The 17,255-nt window shown below is 68.1% G+C and carries 8 protein-coding genes; 3 read left to right on the top strand and 5 right to left on the bottom strand.

Annotated features, from left to right (window positions below; all coding sequences use genetic code 11):
- Positions 1 to 94: 94 nt before the first annotated feature.
- Complete coding sequence (locus LK539_RS00585) at positions 95 to 4,660, top strand: CheR family methyltransferase (RefSeq protein WP_227798971.1); 4,566 nt, start codon at positions 95 to 97, stop codon at positions 4,658 to 4,660.
- Positions 4,661 to 4,703: 43 nt separating this feature from the next.
- On the opposite strand, the gene LK539_RS00580 is transcribed toward LK539_RS00585, so the two are convergent.
- Entirely contained in the window at positions 4,704 to 5,177 is a 474-nt protein-coding gene (locus LK539_RS00580) for a YciI family protein (RefSeq protein ID WP_227798970.1), read from the bottom strand.
- Between the two features lie 66 nt (positions 5,178 to 5,243).
- On the bottom strand, positions 5,244 to 6,170 hold the full coding sequence (locus LK539_RS00575; protein ID WP_227798969.1) for a helix-turn-helix domain-containing protein: 927 nt from the start codon (positions 6,168 to 6,170) through the stop codon (positions 5,244 to 5,246).
- 88 nt (positions 6,171 to 6,258) lie between these two features.
- Here LK539_RS00575 and LK539_RS00570 point away from each other — a divergent pair, with 88 nt between their 5' ends.
- A complete protein-coding gene (locus LK539_RS00570; RefSeq protein ID WP_227798968.1) occupies positions 6,259 to 7,683 on the top strand; it encodes a cytochrome P450 in 1,425 nt (474 codons plus the stop codon).
- 111 nt (positions 7,684 to 7,794) lie between these two features.
- Here LK539_RS00570 and LK539_RS00565 read toward each other — a convergent pair whose 3' ends face one another.
- On the bottom strand, positions 7,795 to 11,943 hold the full coding sequence (locus LK539_RS00565) for a CheR family methyltransferase (protein WP_227798967.1): 4,149 nt from the start codon (positions 11,941 to 11,943) through the stop codon (positions 7,795 to 7,797).
- A 168-nt stretch (positions 11,944 to 12,111) separates the two neighbouring features.
- On the opposite strand from LK539_RS00565, the gene LK539_RS00560 reads away from it, so the two are divergent.
- Complete coding sequence (locus LK539_RS00560; protein WP_227798966.1) at positions 12,112 to 15,468, top strand: CheR family methyltransferase; 3,357 nt, start codon at positions 12,112 to 12,114, stop codon at positions 15,466 to 15,468.
- A gap of 1 nt (position 15,469) precedes the next feature.
- On the opposite strand, the gene LK539_RS00555 is transcribed toward LK539_RS00560, so the two are convergent.
- Positions 15,470 to 16,048 carry a gamma-glutamylcyclotransferase gene (locus tag LK539_RS00555; protein WP_227798965.1) on the bottom strand — a complete coding sequence of 193 codons (579 nt, stop codon included), beginning with the start codon at positions 16,046 to 16,048 and terminating at the stop codon, positions 15,470 to 15,472.
- A gap of 49 nt (positions 16,049 to 16,097) precedes the next feature.
- Positions 16,098 to 17,225, bottom strand: coding sequence for a substrate-binding domain-containing protein (locus LK539_RS00550; RefSeq protein ID WP_227798964.1), 1,128 nt, complete (start codon positions 17,223 to 17,225; stop codon positions 16,098 to 16,100).
- Positions 17,226 to 17,255: the final 30 nt, after the last annotated feature.

The following is a 17,255-nucleotide window of genomic DNA, read 5'->3' as shown; positions in this document are numbered from 1 at the left end:
GTTTATACTTATCCAATATTTAATACCTTGACGGATTTCAGTTATGGATGAGCAGCCGGAGTCCACCTTGCCGGATCTGTCTTCAAGCGGGGCAGTGACGTTTCCAGTGGTCGGCATCGGGGCGTCGGCCGGTGGCCTGCCGGCCCTGATGCAGCTGCTCGAGAACATGCCGCCGGCGCCCGGCATGGCCCTGGTGGTCGTGCTGCATCTGGCCCCGGACGCGCCCAGCGCCATCGACAGGGTGCTGCAGCGCGCTACCGACATGCCGGTCGTGCAGGTCATCGAGCGCGTGCCCCTGCTGCCGAACCGGGTCTATGTGATTTCCCCCGGCCGCAGCCTGGAAATGGAAGACGGCCACCTGCTTGCCTGCGAAGCGTCCGCCACGCCGCGCATGCCCACCACCATCAACATCTTCCTGCGCGCCCTGGCCGAAACGCATGGCGAGGGCGCGATTGGCGTGCTGCTGTCCGGCATGGGCACGGACGGGGTCGCCGGCCTGGGCTGTATCAAGGAGCATGGCGGCATCGTGATCGTGCAAGTTCCCGATGAGGCCGAGGAATCCAGCATGCCGCAGGCGGCGATCGATGCCGGCGTCGCGGATTTTGTCCAGCCCGCTGGCGAGATCGCGGCCAGGCTGCTGGAAATGCGCGACGTGATGCAGGCCATCCACAAGGGCGGGCAGAAAGGTAACGTCCCGCTCGAGCCACCGCTTATAGACATGGGTAAATTCCCCCAGGAGCGGCTGGAGGCGGTGCTGGCGCTGCTGCACGCGCAAACCGCGCACGACTTCCGCCATTACAAGCAGGTGACCGTCCTGCGCCGCATCGAACGGCGCATGCAGGCACGCGCCGTGCCGGACCTGCCTGCCTATCACGAGCTGCTGCTGCAGGATCCGCTTGAACCGGACGCCCTGGTTCAGGAAATGCTGATCGGCGTGACCAGCTTCTTTCGCGACCGCGAGGCTTTCGACGCGCTGGAGCAGTTCGTCCTGCCGCGCATCTGCCAGGCCAGGCCTGCCGGCGAACCGGTGCGGGCCTGGGTCACGGCCTGCGCGACCGGCGAGGAAGCGTATTCACTCGCCATGCTGCTGGCCGAGCGCGTGGAATGCGTCGACGACGCCCCGGCGATGCAGATGTTCGCCACCGATATCGACGAGCGCGGGCTCGCCATGGCGCGCGCCGCGCGCTACCCCGAGACGATCGCGGCAGACGTGCCGCCGGAACGGCTGGCGCGCCATTTCACGCCCGTCGACAGCCAGTTCAAGGTGCGCAGGCTGCTGCGTGAACGTATCCTGTTTGCGCGCCACGACCTGCTGCACGACCCGGCCTTCTCGAAACTCGACCTGATCACCTGCCGCAATGTCCTGATCTACCTGAACCGGGAAGTCCATCGTCACGTGCTGGAAGTGTTTCACTCCGCACTCAGACCCGGTGGCTTCCTCTTCCTGGGGAACGCCGAGTCCGCGGAGCTGGCGGCCGACCTGTTCAGCGCCGTCAACAGCCGCTATCGCATCTACCAGGCCAAGCCTGTCGCCCAGGCGGGACGCCGGCTATCGGTGGCCCTGCCACGTACGGAGGTCAGGCGGCCGGCGCCGGGAGCGGGCGCCCCGGCCGCGGGCAAGACCGCGACGCCGGCCTACGCCGAGCTGCACCAGCGTGTGCTGCTCCAGCTCGCGCCGCCCAGCGCGCTGATCGACCGCAGCGGCAATGTCGTGCATGCTTCAGAGGGCGCGGGTGCCTTCCTGCGCTTCGCCGGCGGCGAGCCCAGCATGCAGCTACTGGCGCTGGTTCCGCCTGATGTGAGCATCGACCTGCGCACGGCGCTGTCACAGGCAAACGAGAGCGGCCAGGCCGCGCATACCGGTCCGCTGCGCTACCGGCAGGATGGCCAGGAGCGCGAAGTCGCCCTGTCGGTGCTGCCTGTGCCCGGCGCCGAAGGCCTGCGGCTGGTGCGGTTCGAGTCGGTCGAACCTGCCGACGATGGCGTGGCGCCCGGGGACCCCGCCGACCCGCGCGTACGCGAACTGGAGCAGGCCTTGCTGCGCGCGCGGCGCAACCTGGAGCAGACGACCGAACAGGCCGAAGCCGCCAACGCCAGGCTGGTCCGGGCTAACGAGCACCTGCAGGCGAACGTGGAAGAGCTGCGGGCGGATATCGAGGAATTCGAAATCCACCGCGAGGAACTGCAATCGCGCAATGAGGAGCTGCATACCATCAATGCCGAGCTGGAGGTACGCACGGAAGCAACCGCCCAGGCCAACGACGACCTCAGCAACCTGATCGCCTCGACCGACATCGCGACCCTGTTCCTCGACCTGCGTCTGCGCATCCAGCGATATACGCCAAGCGTCACGCGCATCTTCAACATCATCGGGGCCGACGTCGGCCGGCCACTGGCCGACCTCAGCGGCAAGATCGACAGCATGCACCTGCTGAACGATGTCGTCGGCGTCTTCGCCAGCGGGAAGCCGGTCGAGCGCGAAACGCGCAGCAGCAACGGCACCGACTACATCGTGCGCATCCATCCCTACCGCACCGCCTACGAGCGTATCGAAGGCGCGGTCCTGACCTTTTTCGACATCAGCCGCCGCCGTCATGCCGAGAACGCCCTGCGCGAGAGCGAGCAGCGCCTGGCGACCGCATTTGCCGCGCTGCCGATCGGGATCGGCATTCTCGACCCGAAAGGCGACATGCTCATTTTGAACGAGGTCATGCGGCGCTTCATGCCTGCCGATCTGATACCTTCGCCCGACGTCGAGCGCGTTGCACGCTGGCGCGGCTGGGATGCCGCCGGCGCCCCGATCGAGCCCGAAGATTTTCCTGCCGCCTTGGCGCTGCGCGGCGAGAGCGTCCTGGGCGGCATGCAGATGCTGTACACCGACGACGGAGGCCGGGAAACCTGGACCGAAGTGCGCTCCGCGCCCTTGCTCGACGGCGAGGGAAACATCACGGGCGCCCTGGCCGTGGTCATCGACGTCGACCGGCTCAAGCGCAGCGAAGAGGCGGCCCGGCAGAGCTCGCAGCGCCAGGCATTCCTGCTCCGGCTCGCTGATGCCGTCAGGCCGCTTCATGCGGCCGCCGAGATCCAGGGTGAGGCCACGCGATTGCTGCGCGAGCACCTCGGTGCGGGGTGGTGCTATTACGTCGAATGGGACGAGGCGGCCGCGCTGGGCGTCGTGCTCCGCGACGCGGCGCGCGCGGATCTTCCCTCGCTCGCGGGAACGCACGACGTCTCGGACGTGCCAGAGTTCCTCGACATCATCCGGGAAAGGACCATGCTGAACGTCGGCGACTACGCGAACTACGATGGCTTGAGCCCGGAGCTTCGTGCGCGCTACACGGCGCTCGGCTTCCGCTCGATGCTGGTCGCCACGCTGGTCAAGCAGGGGCGCCTGGTCGCGTCCTTGATCGTAGGTAGCACCGAGGTGTGCGACTGGTCGGGCGACGCGGAGGCGCTGCTGAGGGAGGTCGCTGAGCGCACCTGGGCCGCCACCGAGCGCTCGCACGCTGAGGCGGCCGCGGCGCGCGCCGAGCGGCGCGCGGAAAGCATCCTCGAACGCATGAGCGAAGCGCACTGCGTGCTCGGGCCGGATTACCGGTTCCTGGGCTTGAATGCCGCCGCCGAGCGCCTGCTCGACAGGGAGCGCGCAAGCCTGCTGGGGCTTTCGCACTGGGATGCCTTCCCCGGTTCCGTGGACGCCCCGGTCGGGCGGGCCTTGCGCCGGGTGGTCGAAGAAGGCACGGAGCAGCACTTCAGCCACCACTACACGGGCGAAGGCTACGACTTCCACCTCGAGGTCAATGCCTACCCGACCGACGAGGGAGGCGTTGCCATGTTCTGGCGCGACGTCAGCGACAGGCTGCGTGCGGCGCAGGCGCTGCAGGCGAGCGAGGAGAAGTACCGGGCCCTGTTCAACGAGATGGACGAGGCCTATGCCGTGGTCGAGGTGATGGCCGACGCGGAAGGCCGATGGGCCGATTTCCTGTTCCTGGACGCAAATCCTGCCTTCGTGCGACATACCGGCATGCCGTATCCGGTGGGACGCACCGCAACCCAGTTGCTGGGCACCCCGAATCCGCGCTGGGCCGCCCTATACGGACGTGCTGTAGAAACGGGCGAACCGATTCGCGTGGAAGAGGGTGAACTGATGCTGGGGCGCGTATTCGACCTGAACATCTTCCGCCTTGGCGGCGAAGGCAGCCGCCGTGTCGCGGTACTGTTTACGGACATCACCGGGCGCAAGCGGGGAGAAGAAGCCTTGCGCGGCAGCGAGGCACGCTTCCGGGCGCTGGCGGAAGCCTCGCCGGCACTGATCTGGCAGCTCGACAGCGCGGGCGCGTTGAGTTACGTGAACGAGCGCACTGTCGACCTGACAGGCGCCACCATGGATCAGTTGCGGGACATGGGTTGGCAAGACATCGTGCATCCGGACGATGCGGCCGATTATGTGGGCGCGGTCGAGCACGCCTTGCGTACCCGTGAAGTGTTCGAGCGACGCGTGCGCCTGCAAAAACGCGGCGGCGGCTATCGCTGGTTCAAGTCGCATGCGCGTCCCTGGCACACCGCGGATGGGCAGTTCCAGGGACTGGTCGGAATGTCGCTCGAGGTGTCCGATGCGGGACAGGCCCAGGATGCGGCAAGTCCTGCGGATGGCGCTTGACCGATGCAGTCGACGGGCATCGAACAGGACATGTGGACCCGGACTACTGCTTCGTTTCGATCCTGCCGTGCACCTCGTTCACCATCATCAGTGCCGCGGAGCCGTACAGCTTGTGGTACTCGGCTTCCATCAGGCCGCTCACGATGACGGGGTCGGTCTCGACGTAACGCCTGGCTTCCTCGATGTCCGGCGTGGCGATGATGAAGATCCCGCGGCGGCCTTCCTTGCCGTCCAGCGGGCCGGCCACGACCAGTTTCTTTTCGGCGGCAAGCCTGCCCATGTTGGCGAAGTGGCCCTGGAAGACCTTGTCGCGCTCGGGCTTGTCCTCGATTTTCCTGGGGCCGGTCTTGAGGATCACGAACACGTAGGGCCGCATGCCGCGCTCGTCGGCGCCGAGCGACTTGGCAAGCGCGGCATCGTATTGCGGCGCGGGCTCGGCCGCTTTGGTCTGGGCAGCGGCAGGCTGCATTGCGAGCAGCAGCGAAGCGCATAGCCCCATCAACATCTTGTTCGACATTCCTTGGTCTCCTGTCATGGGCGCGTGGCATGGACGCGCGTTGGCTTGTCCAGCGATTCTAGCTGTTCAGACCCACAGGCGATAGATCCAGAATGACTCGTCCTCGATATAGCGGCTGGCGAATTCGGTGGGCGGGAAGCCGCAGATCTGGCGCGTGACGCGGCTCATGTGGGCCTGGTCGGAAAAGCCTTCGTCCAGCGCCAGGGTGGCCCAGTCGAAGGGCTGGCCGTTCTCGTAGCGCTCGCGCGCGGCGAAGAACATGCCCTCGGTGCGCACCAGCGACTGCCATTCGCGCAGCGAGCGGCCGCTGAAGGCCTTGATGCGGCGTTCCACCTGGCGCTCGCTGTGGGTGCTGCGCCATTCATAGGCCTTCCAGGCCAGTTGCTGCACCCAGTGCCGGCCGATCTGGCGCAGCGAAGGCCGCTCCGCGCTGCGGCCCTGTACGGTGCGCCAGCGCTTCCCTAACTGCTCTTCCAGCACGCGCAGGGCCGTCGCGTCGTCCGCCGCGGCCAGCAGCGCATCGAACAGCGGCTGCCACGCGTCGCCGAGGACCGCATGCGCCGGCAGGAAGCGATCCTGCACCGTCGCCAGGTCGAGCCCGAACAGGGCCTGCGCGGCGTCCGGCAGGAAGCAGGCCATGTAGCCGCGGCCGCCCGTCGGCGCCCAGGTGACCAGGGAATGGGACTGACTGCCCGAGATCATCACGCGCGCGCCGAACGGATGCCAGCCGCGCGCGTCCACAAGGCCCGCATCGAGGCCGTGGAACCAGGACAGCGTGACGATGGGGGAAGCGGGGAAGTGCGACAGCCGCTGCGCGTCGCTCAGCGCCACATGCGAGGTGTCGCGGCTGACCAGGGCCAGCATGGCGTCTTGCAGCGCAGCTGGGGCCAGGTAGAGCCGGTCGAGTGGCGCCTTACCCTCGCTGCATGCGCGCGGGCCGCGTGCGAGCGGATCGGGACAGGGATGCAGGTAGTCGTGACTGTCGGGCGCCATGAGCCAGCAGTATAGGCGGGTGTATGCGGCCTGTCGATGTCGTTTGCGTTCAAGACGTTGGCCCTGCACCTAGCAAAGAATCGGGGCCATGAACACGACCAACTTCTCCGAATGTCCCTTCCATGCGGGCCGCATGCCGTCCGCGCCGATCGACGAAGCGCCGCTGCAGCACCCGCCCGGCAGCTGGCCCCCCGGACCGCCGTCGCGCCTGACCGGCTGGAGCCTGCTGGCGCAGATGGGGCGCGACTTGCCGGCTGTCCTCATCAGGTGGCGCCAGGCCTACGGCGACCTGGTCCACCTGCGCATCTGGCCCGAGCACCAGGTCGTCGTCAGTGACCCGGCGCTGGTGCGCGAGCTGCTGGTCACTCACCACGACGCCATCATCCGCTGGGAGCGCGGGGTGCAGGTGTTCTCCTACCTGCAGGGCAACAGCGTGCTGATCGCGGAGCGCGCGCCGTGGGCGGCCAAGCGCCAGGCCTTGCAAGCGGCCTTCGCACCGAAGTCGGTGAAAAGCTTCGTGCCGACCATCGCGGCGGCAGCCGGCGCGACCATGGAGCGCTGGCAGCCGGGGGCGAACATGCCGATCGAGAGCGGGCTGACCTCGCTGGCGATGGACGTCATCATGCGCATGATGTTTTCCAGCGCGATCGGCGGCGAGGCGCGCAGCATGGAGACAGCGGTGCACGAGGCGCTGGTGGAGGGCAATGCCGAGCTGTTCTGGCCCGCCAGCGCGCCGGACTGGCTGCCCTGGAAGCGCCGCAAGCGCCAGGTGCGCGCGCTGCTCAGGGGACTGATCGACCATCAGCTGCAGGCCCGCCTCGCATTGCCGCAGCCGGAATGGCCGGCCGACCTGCTGAGCCGCCTCTTGGCCCTGCACCGCGACGACCCGGCGGCCTGGCCACTGGCGGCGGTGCGCGACGAATGCATGACGGCCTTCCTGGCAGGGCACGAGACGACCGCGGCGAGCCTGAGCTGGTGGGCCTGGTGCATGGCGGCGAATCCAGCGGCGCAGGATACGGCGCGGCGCGAGGTGGATGCGGTGCTGCAAGGCCGCAGTCCGGCAGGGGAGGACCTGCCGCGCCTCGGCTACCTGGCGCAGACGCTGAACGAAACCATGCGCCTGTATCCGGCCGCGCCGGTCCTGATGAGCCGGCGCGCGACGCGCGGCTTCACGCTGGGTGGCTGGACGATCCCGGCACGGACCATGTTCATGATCCCGGTGTTCCTGATGCACCAGGACGCGCGCTGGTTTCCGGAGCCACAGGCCTTCCAGCCGGAGCGCTTCGCCCCGGATGCGCCAGCGATTCCGCGCGGGGCCTTCATGCCCTTCGGGACGGGGCCGCGGGTGTGCCTGGGACAGCACCTGGCGCTGGCGGAGATGACGGTGGTGGCGGCGATGGTGCTGCAGCGCTTCGTGCTGGCGAAGGAGGAAGGGCAGGCGGAGCCGGAGGCGGTGTTGAATATTTCGTTGCGGGCGAAGGTGCCGTTGGCGCTGAACGTCCAGCTTCGGTAGGGTGGGCGGGTTTCCCGCCCACGCGGTGACCGCATCAGGCTCCGCTATCGCGCCGGATGATCTCGTTGCCAACTTTCACGGCGTGGGCGGGGGACCCGCCCACCCTACAGGTCAGCCTTGGTTTCCGCGCTTCGGCAACAACTCATTCACGATCGCATTCAGCCGATCCACCGACACCGGCTTGCCCAGGTGCGCCGAGAAGCCCGCCGCCCTGGCCCGGGCGATGTCGGTGTCACGCCGCATGCTGGTGATGGCGATCGCCGGCAGCCTCGCGTACTTCGGTAACCCATGCACCCGGCGCAGGAGTTCGTAGCCGTCCATCTCAGGCATCGCGATGTCCGAGATCAGGAGGTCCACATCCTCGCGCGCCAGGACTTCCAGCGCTTGAACCCCGCTGGTCGCGGCGAGCACGATCGCGCCGGTGGTCTCGAGCAGCGACTTGAAGACCTGCAGCATGTCTTCCATGTCGTCCACCAGCAGGATGCGCACGCCCGCCAGGCTGTCGTCGGCCGCGCGTTCGCCCGGGGGCAGGGCGGCGGAGCGGTCGAGCACCGGCAGCCAGAAGCTGAAGCGGGCGCCCTTGCCGATGCCTTCCGAGGCGGCTTCGACCCGGCCGCCGTGCAGCGCGACGATTTCGCGCACCAGCGCCAGGCCGATGCCAAGGCCGCCCCTGGCGCGCGTGGTCACGGACGAACTCTGGCCGTACATGTCGAACACGTGCGGCAGGAAGGCGGGGGCGATGCCCTGGCCGTCGTCGACCACGTCGACCCGTGCGAAACCGTCATCCCGCGCCAGCGTCAGCTGCACGTGGCCGCCGGCCTGCGTGAACTTGACCGCATTGCTCAGCAGGTTCATCACCACCTGCTCGATGCGGGTGACGTCGGCCAGCACCGGCACGCCGCCGGTATTGCCGCTCAAGGCAATGGCGATGTCCTTGGCTGCGGGGTCGCTGCGCGCGACGTCGACGATCCCCTGCAGTACGGCGTCCAGCGCGACCGGCGCCATGGTGAGCGACAGCTTGCCGGTGCGCACCCGCGACATGTCCATCAGGTCGTCGATGATCTTGGCCTGGTTCATCACCGAGTTGCGGATGATCGAGGCGGCGCGCATGAAGGTCGGCGACTGGCGCAGTTCCGGCATGCGCGACAGCAGCTCGACGTTAATGTGGATCATGTTGAGCGGATGGCGCAGCTCGTGCGACATCACGGACAGGAACTCGTCCTTGAGCGCGATGGCGTTCTCGGCGTCGGAACGATCGGCCGATTCGCGGTGCAGGGCCTGCTCGCGTTCGTCGTCCTGGCGCACGCGCGCCGTGACGTCGCGCGCGATCTTGGCGTAGCCGTAGAAGTCGCCGTTGCGCAGCGGGGTGGTGACGCCGCTGCAGAAGAAGCGCGAGCCGTCCTTGCGCATGTGCCAGCGCTCGTCCTCGGCGCGGCCGTCCTGGCGTGCGCGGCGCAGTTCGTCCCTGGGTACGCCGCGCGCCACGTCCTCGGGCACGAACAGGCGGTCGGTGGGTTCGCCCTGCATCTCCTCGGCCATGTAGCCGAACAGGGCCTCGGCGCCCTTGTTCCAGCTGGTGACGCGGCCTTCCTGGTCGAGCGTGATGATGGCGTAGTCATTGGCGCTCTCGGCCACCATCTGCATGCGCGCCTCGCTGGCGCGCGCCTGTTCCTCGGCCTGGCGGCGCAGCGTGATGTCGAAGAAGGTCATCACCGCGCCTTCGATCCGGTCTTCGTTGGTCCGGTAGGGCAGCAGGCGCACGATGTAGTAGCGCCCGTCGTTGCTGCGCACCTCGCGTTCGACCAGGCGCAGGGTGTCGAAGGTGGCGGATACGTCCTCGGCCAGCTGGTCGTAGTCCAGCTTGTGCGTGAGGTCGAGCAGCGAGCGGCCCACGTCCGAGGCAATGATCGAGAACAGGTCGGCCGCGCGCGGCGTGAAACGCTTGATGCGCAGGCCGCTGTCGACAAAGATGGTGGCGATGTCGGTCGAGGCGATCAGGTTGTTCAGGTCGTCGTTGGCTTTGCCGGTCTCCTCGACCTTGACCTTCAGCTCGAAGTTGACGGTGACGAGTTCCTCGTTCACCGACTGCAGCTCTTCCTTGCTGGTTTCCAGTTCCTCGGTGGCCGAGCGCAGTTCCTCGTTGATGGCCTGCAGCTCCTCGTTCGAGGCGCGCAGCTCTTCGGTCGAGATTTCCGAATTCTCGATGGTTTCCTGCAGCTGTTCGCGCTTGCGCTGCAGCTCGGCCTCGAGCTGGGCCAGCACCACGTCGTGGCTGCCGTCGGGACGCGACACCGGTGGAGCGTCCGGCGTGCGCTCGACGCGGTTGAATACGACGACCAGGTAGTCGGTTTCGGATTCCTCGTCGCGGAACGGGCGCACCGTCATGGCGATGGTGCCGAGTTCCTTCTGCTCGGTGATCTCGATCGGCCGGCATTCGGCGCTGCTGTCGTGGTGCGCCGCCTGGTACATGGCCGAGCGCAGCTCCATGCGCAGCTCCGGCAGGACCAGGGCCAGTAAATTGCGCGAGGGCTCCCCACCGCCCATGCGCAGGAACTGGCCCGCCTGTTCCGACATGTGCACCAGGTTGCCCTCGCGGTCGATCACCACCGAGGGCGGCGCGAACCTGGCGAGCGCGCGCTGGTGCATCTCGGCATAGGTCGACTGGCGCTTGCCCTGCAGCTTGGGACGGACGATCTCGGGCAGGCGCGTGCCGTACACGCTCGAGGTCGGGCCCTGGTAGTGCAGCGCACGGCCGCCGCTGCGGGCGCGGTAGATGCGGTTCTTCTTGTCGACCGGGATGAAGTAGTCCGACACCGACTCGGCCGACTCGGAGCTGCCCAGGAACAGGTAGCCGCCGGGTTTCAGCGCGAAGTGGAAGGTCTGCAGCACGCGCAGCTGGACGTCGCGGTTCAGGTAGATCAGCAGGTTGCGGCAGCTGACCAGGTCGAGGCGCGAGAAGGGCGGGTCGCGCAGCAGGTTGTGCGAGGCGAACAGGATGCGGTCGCGCAGCGACTTGCGGGTGCGGTAGCGGTCGTCGTCCTTGTTGAAATACTGGCGCAGGCGGCTGGGGGCCACGTCGGTGATGATCGAGGCCGGATAGGTGCCCGAGCGCGCGACGTCGATCGCGTGGTCGTCGATGTCCGAGGCGAATACCTGGAACGCGGGCGGGTGCTCCGACAGCGCGGCCTGGTCGGCCATCAGCATTGCCAGCGAATAGGCTTCCTCGCCGGTGGCGCAAGCGGCGACCCAGGCGCGCACCTCGTCGGTCGGCCCCTTGTCCTTGAACAGCTCGGGAATCACGTCGCGCTCGAGCGATTCGAAGGCTTCGCGGTCGCGGAAGAAGTTGGTGACCCCGATCAGCATGTCGTCCAGCAGCGCCTTGTATTCGTTGGCGTCGGACTCGAGCACATCGCGGTATTCCGGCAGGGTGTGCACCTGGCGCACCTGCATGCGCCGTTCGATGCGGCGCAGCACGGTGGCGCGCTTGTAATGGCGGAAGTCGTGGCCGGTATGGCCAAGCAGGGCGGCGATGATGTCCTGCAGCGCATCCTCGGCGCCGGCGATCTCGGCCGGCGACGCTTCGCGTTCGATCGGCGCTTCCATGTCGCCCGGCGGTGGCAGCGTGATGATCTTGGCGTTGTCCCACAAGTCGATCAGCTTCTGCGGCATGTCGACCACCGGCAGGATGAAGTCGACCGCGCCGGTGCGGATGGCGGCCACCGGCATGCCGTCGTGCTCGGCGTCGCCCGGGCTCTGGGCGATGGTGATGCCGCCCTGTTCCTTGACTCGGGTCAGGCCGACGGCGCCGTCCGAGCCGGTGCCGGACAGCACGACGGCGATGGCGCGCTCGCGGTGCACGTGGGCAAGGGTGCGGAAGAACAGGTCGATCGCCACGTGCTGGCCGCGCGGGCGCTCCAGCTCGTCCACCAGCAGCAGCCCGTCCATCATCGACAGGTGCAGGTTGGGCGCGATCACGTAGACATGGCCGGGCTGGATCTCGACCTTGCTGGTCACCTGCGTCACCGGCATGCGGGTGGCGCGCTGCAGGATCTCGGCAGCCGAGCTCGGGTGCTTGGGCGACAGGTGCAGGATGACCACGAAGGCCATTTCGTTTGCCGCAGGCATGTTCTCGAACAGCGTCTGCAGCGCGGGCAGGCCTCCGGCCGAGGCGCCGATGCCGACCACCGGGAAGTGCAGCGTGCTCGGCACGACGTCGGGCGGAGTAGGCAGGGCTTCGGAAGTGACGACTGGATCGGACATCGTTCTGTTTATGGTGATGGGATGAATCGGAAGTCTAGCCGATTCGTCACCGACTGCGATGGAAATGTAAGAAAAATGCGAGCTTTTTTGGACGCGCGGAAACGGAATCGGCCCACCTCCTCATCTGCACTAGACTGTGCATTCGCTTTGCAGCGATGGAGCCACCGCATGGACATCGAACAGCTGGATTCCCGGCCGGGCGGCAAGGCTGCGTCGGCGTCCGGCCCGCCCGGCTTCCCGATCGTGGGCATTGGGGCCTCGGCCGGTGGCTTCCCGGCCCTGATCACCCTGCTCGAGCACATGCCGCCCGATCCCGGCATGGCGCTGGTTATCATCTTGCACCTGGGAAGCGGCCCCAGCGCCGCCGACAAGGTGCTGCAGCGCGCCACCGACATGCCGGTGGTGCAGGTGACGCACACGGTGCCGATCCTGCCCGACAAGGTCTACGTGATCCCGCCCGACCGCAGCCTGAAGATGAGCGACGGCCACCTGGTGCTCGACGAACTCGAGCGGCGCAGCGCGCGGCCGGTGGCGATCGACGTGTTCCTGCGCACCCTGGCCGAAACCCATGGCGAGCATGCGATCGGCGTGGTGCTGTCCGGAATGGGCTCGGACGGCACGGCCGGCCTGGCCTGCATCAAGGAGATGGGCGGCGTCACCATCGCCCAGCTGCCGGCCGAAGCCGGGGAAGACGCCATGCCGCGTTCGGCGATCGAATCCGGCATGGCCGACTTCGTGCTGGCCGCGGCCGAGATCCCGCGCAAGCTGGTCGAGCTGCGCGACGGCGCGCGCCGCATCCGCCAGCGCGCGCTGGAGGGCAATCCGCCCGAGGACGGGCCCCTGTTCGACCTCGGGACCCACCCGCAGGCGGCGCTGCGCGAGGTGCTGTCGGTGCTGCGCGCGCGCACCGGCCACGATTTCAGCCACTACCGGCGCCAGACCCTGCAGCGCCGCCTGGAGCGGCGCCTGCAGGTGCGTTCCGTGCCTGACATGCTGGCCTATTGCCGCCTGCTGCACAATGATCCGAACGAGGCGCAGGCCCTGCTCAAGGACCTCCTGATCGGCGTTACCAGCTTCTTTCGCGACCGCGAAGCCTTCGATGCGCTCGACCGCAACGTCCTGCCGGACCTGTTCGCAACACTGGCGCCGGGGCAGGCCCTGCGCGCCTGGGTCGCGGCCTGTTCCACCGGCGAAGAGGCCTACACCCTGGCCATGCTGCTGGCCACGCGTGCGTCCGGGAACCGCAAGCTCCAGGTATTCGCCACGGACATCGACGAGCACGCGATCGAGGTGGGGCGCGCCGGCCTGTACCCGGCAGCGATCGCTGACCACGTGCCGCCGCAGTTGCTGCAGCGCTACTTTACCCATGAAGGGGGCCAGTACAAGGTGCGTCGCGTCCTGCGCGACATGGTGCTGTTTACCAACCACAACCTGCTGCACGACCCCGCCTTCAGTCGCGTCGACCTGATCACCTGCCGCAACTTCCTGATCTACCTGAATCCGGACATGCACCAGCACGTCCTGCAGCAGTTCCATTTTGCGCTGAACCCGGGCGGCATCCTGATGCTCGGCAGCGCCGAAACCGCCGAGGCGGCCGGCCAGATGTTCGAGCCGCTCGACCCGGCCCAGCGCATCTACCGGGCGCGGCCGGTAGCGCGCCGGCCGCCAGCGGGACCGCCCGCTCCGCTGCGGCGGGCAGCCGCGGCGCCGGCGCCGCCCGCGGTCGCTCCCGCGATGCGGCGTGGCCGCCTGTACTCTTTCGCCGAGATCCATCTGCACAAGTCGGCCGAGCTGGCGCCGCCCAGCATCCTGCTCGACGCCCGCGGCGACATCGTCCACGTGTCGGAACGGGCGGCGCGCTTCCTGCGTCCCGGGAGCGGCGAACCGACGCGCGAACTGGCGGCCCTGCTGCTGCCGGAACTGCAGCTGCCCCTGCGGGCCGCGCTGTTCCAGGCGCGCAAGGGCGGGCGCGAGGTCCGCACCGGGACGGTACGCTACGGGCGCGACGGCGCCACCCACGCGGTCGACATGCTGGCGGTGCCCTTCCACGACCAGCATGCCGAGGACCAGCTGGTGCTGATCCGGTTCGACGATGCCGAACCGGCTCCCGCGCCGGCCGCGCCGGCGCCGGCCGGCGACGACACGCTGGCGCGCCAGCTCGAGGAAGAGCTGAGCCAGACCCGGCGCCAGCTGCACGACACGGTCGAGCAGGCCGAAAGCGCCGCGCGCGACATGCACATCTACGGCGAAGAGATGCAGACCACCGTCGAGGAACTGCGCGCCGCTGCCGAGGAGGCGGCACGGGGCAGGGAAATGCTGGCCTCGCGCAACCAGGAACTGGAGGCGGACAACCACGCGCTGCAGAAGCGGGCCGAGGAGGCCGCCAAGGCGCACGACGACCTCGCCAACCTGATCGCTTCGTCGGGCGTGGCCACCATCTTCCTCGACCGTGCCATGCGCATCGTGCGCTTCACGCCGCGCATTGCCGACTTCTTCAACGTGATCCCGGCCGACATCGGACGCCCGCTGGCGCACATCACGAATAACTTCGACGATCCGCAACTGGCCGGCGACGCGGCCCAGGTGTTCGACACGCTGCAGGCGATGGAGCGCGAGGTGCGGGGCCGGGATGGGCGTTACTACATCGTGCGGGTGCACCCCTACCGCACCACCACCGACCGCATCGCCGGCGCGGTGATGAGCTTTTTCGACGTCACCGAGCGCAAGCGGGGCGAGCAGGCGCAGCGCGTGAACGACGCGCGGCTGGCGGCGCTGTTCGAGAGCATGCCGGTCGGGGTCGGGGTGTTCAACAGGGAGGGCGACATCACGATGTTCAACCAGGCGCTGCACCGCTACCTGCCGACCAGCCGCATGCCCTCGCGCGACCCGGCGCGGCTGGCGCGCTGGCGCGCCTGGGACGCCGACGGGCGGCCGCTGGGGCCGGAGGATTTCCCGGGCGCGCGCGCGCTGCGCGGCGAACGCGTCGTGCCTGGTGTCGAGATGCTGTACACGGACGACGACGGCCGGGAGATCTGGACCCAGGTGTCCAGTCTCCCGGTCATCGCCGAGCGCGGCGAGGTGATCGGCCAGTGCGTCGTCATCACCGACATCGATGCGCTCAAGCGCAGCGAAGCGGCGCTGCGCGAGAACGAGGGACGCCTGCGCGAGCTGGCGGGCGAGTTTGCCCAGATGGTGTGGGAGACTGACGCCTCCGGCATGGTCGTGACCGATTCTCCGAGCTGGCGCGCCTATACTGGGCAAACGCTGGAAGCGTGGCTGGGCATGGGCTGGCTGGACGCGGTCCACCCCGAGGACCGCGCCTATGCCGCCCGCCGGTGGAGCGAAGCGGTGGCCGCGCGCGGCGTGGTCCACGCCCGGTTCCGGGTGCGCCGGGCCGACGGGCAATGGCAGCCGATGAAGGCGAGGGCGGTGCCGCTGGTCGGCGCCGACGGCCGCATCCGCAAGTGGGTCGGTCTCAATGTCGAGCTCAATGCCGACGGGGACGAGGACCCGCCGCGCGCCTGAGCTAGCGCTGCGCGCTGCCGCTGAAGGCCAGCAGGTGGCGCTCGATTGCCTGCACGTGTCCGTCGTGCTTGCCGAGCTCGCGCAGGGCCTGGGCCAGCGCCAGCAGGTATTCGCTGTTCGGCCCGCTCGGGCCGCGCGCCGTGGCGATCTGGCGCGCGATGTCCTCTTCGCTGGCCGGACCGAGGTAGGCGGCGTTATCCATGGTGGCGATGTAGACGATGCCTTCGGCCGCGCTGCCGTCCTCGAAGCGCATCTCGGTGGCGAGGCGCAGGTAGCCGTTCTTTTCGCGGTGGTCGAGGTGGGCGAATTCTTCCGGCGTGACCAGGTAGGCCATGCCGTGGCAGGTCGCGCCTTCGTCAGGCACCAGCGTTACCACCCGGCCCGGGGCGCTTTCGGTGCCGCGGTGGTCGTGCGAACCCTGCCAGAAGCGGCGGCTCCAGCCCTGGATGCTGGCCGGGCGGCGCTCGATGAAGGGAAAGTCGGCCTTGAAGATCAGGGAACCGTAGCCGAACAGCCAGACACTGTCGTGGCTGTCGAAGCGGTCCATCAGGCGGTTGATCGCGATGGTGTTGAGGGACATCGGTGCGTGAAGACAGGGGAATGCGCGCTATTGTAGCGTGCAGCGCCCCTCACGCGCAGGGCTCGGGCTGTTGTTCCGGCGTGCGTTTCGGCGTGCGGAAGGCATACCAGGGGAAGGCGCGCCGCAGCGCGACCACCTCACCGGCATGCGCAATGTCGTAGCCTGGCAGGTCGGCGATCAGCGCCTGCCACTCGCTGCGCCGGAGCAGTTCGCGCAGTTTGCTGATGGGCGGCTGGTCCACCGCTTCCTTGAGGCAGACAAAATAATACTGCTCGCGCACCACCGGTACGAAGCCGAGGCCGAAGGCCGCCGCCGCGGCCTCGATGCCGAAGCCGGCATCCGCCACGCCGGCCGCGACGCTGGCGGCGACGGCGAGGTGGGTCGGCTCGGCGTTGTCGAAGCCCTTGATCTCCCCGGGCTGGATGCCGGCCTTGGCCAGCAGCTGCTCGATGGTTACCCGGGTGCCGGAGGCCGGCTGGCGGTTCACGAAGCGCAGGTCCGCCCGCCTGAGGTCTTCCATGCCCGTGACCCCTTTCGGGTTCCCTGCGGCCACCATTAGCCCCTGCTGCCTGCCGACGAAGTTGATCAGCTTGTGGCGGCCGGGCTTGAGCATGGACTTGAAGGCCTTGTGCGTCATGCTGCCCGGCGCATGGTCTTCGCTCACGTGAAAGCCCGCCAGCAGGCAGTCGCCGCGCGACAGGGCGGCGATGCATTCAAGGCTGCCATGGAACTGCAGGTCCAGATGCAGCTTGGCTTCGCGCGCCATGAATTCCTTCAGGCGCGGCAGGGCCAGGTCGTGGCTCGCGCACATGGGAATCACATGCGCCTGCGGATCGAAGGCGAGGGCGAACTCGCGCTCCATCTCGGCGATCAGGTTGTCGACCTGCGGCTGCACGCGCATCCTGGCGCGCCGCTCGGCAAACAGCAGCTTCTCGCCGAAGGGCGACAGGCGTGCCCGCTTGCCCCGTTCCCACACGATCAGCTCGGCCCGCAGCGCGGTCTCGAAGCGCTTCAGTTCACCCCAGATGTGGCGGTAGGACAGCCTGAGTTGGGTCGCCGCAGCGCCCACCGATCCGCAGGCGTGGATGGCCCCCAGGATGTCGAACAGTGGATTGCCCAGCTGCTGCCTGGTGATTGCCGCATCGTCGAACGTGTAGGACAGCTTGATGTGCAACATATGCAAACTTGTTCATATTGAAAGATTTTC

It is taken from the genome of Massilia sp. IC2-476, from assembly GCF_020707295.1.
GTDB lineage: Bacteria > Pseudomonadota > Gammaproteobacteria > Burkholderiales > Burkholderiaceae_D > Telluria.
Note: the sequence above shows the minus strand (reverse complement) of the source record. Positions and strands in the feature narration are given on the sequence as shown.

What these genes read in the sequence shown, in the direction of transcription:
- LK539_RS00580 (WP_227798970.1), bottom strand. Translation starts at nt 5,177, where the DNA reads ATGTCGAACAAGATGTTGATGGGGCTATGCGCTTCGCTGCTGCTCGCA.
- LK539_RS00575 (WP_227798969.1), bottom strand. Translation starts at nt 6,170, where the DNA reads ATGGCGCCCGACAGTCACGACTACCTGCATCCCTGTCCCGATCCGCTC.
- LK539_RS00570 (WP_227798968.1), top strand. Translation starts at nt 6,259, where the DNA reads ATGAACACGACCAACTTCTCCGAATGTCCCTTCCATGCGGGCCGCATG.
- LK539_RS00565 (WP_227798967.1), bottom strand. Translation starts at nt 11,943, where the DNA reads ATGTCCGATCCAGTCGTCACTTCCGAAGCCCTGCCTACTCCGCCCGAC.
- LK539_RS00560 (WP_227798966.1), top strand. Translation starts at nt 12,112, where the DNA reads ATGGACATCGAACAGCTGGATTCCCGGCCGGGCGGCAAGGCTGCGTCG.
- LK539_RS00555 (WP_227798965.1), bottom strand. Translation starts at nt 16,048, where the DNA reads ATGTCCCTCAACACCATCGCGATCAACCGCCTGATGGACCGCTTCGAC.
- LK539_RS00550 (WP_227798964.1), bottom strand. Translation starts at nt 17,225, where the DNA reads ATGTTGCACATCAAGCTGTCCTACACGTTCGACGATGCGGCAATCACC.